This window comes from Psychrobacter sp. TB55-MNA-CIBAN-0194, from assembly GCF_040309505.1.
Lineage (GTDB): Bacteria > Pseudomonadota > Gammaproteobacteria > Pseudomonadales > Moraxellaceae > Psychrobacter > Psychrobacter fozii.
The window spans coordinates 1-327 of sequence record NZ_JBEOOW010000090.1; the positions used below are offsets into that span (position 1 = coordinate 1).

At 41.3% G+C, this 327-nt stretch carries 1 pseudogene; it reads left to right on the top strand.

Features of this window, described 5'->3' with window-relative positions:
* Nucleotides 1-327: pseudogene (locus tag AAEY75_RS14375) on the top strand (hypothetical protein); the annotation flags it as partial.

The following is a 327-nucleotide window of genomic DNA, read 5'->3' on the forward strand; positions in this document are numbered from 1 at the left end:
ATTATGGAAGGTGGTCTTGGTAATGACACTCTATACGGCCAAAATGGCGATGACACTTTAGATGGTGGCATTGGCAATGATCAATTAGATGGTGGTGTTGGTAATGACACCTATCTATTTTCAGGAGACTGGGGACAAGACACTATTTCTGAACGTGATAACGAATCAAACAGCATTGTACTAACCGGAATAGACCCAGAAAGCCTTAATCTTTATAGAGACGGTAGCTCGCTAATCATTGAACAGTTAGGCACAGAGAATAGCATTAGAGTGGCCAACCAGTTTAGTGATTCTGAAGAAACGACTGAGGTTACTAAAGTTCAAAGC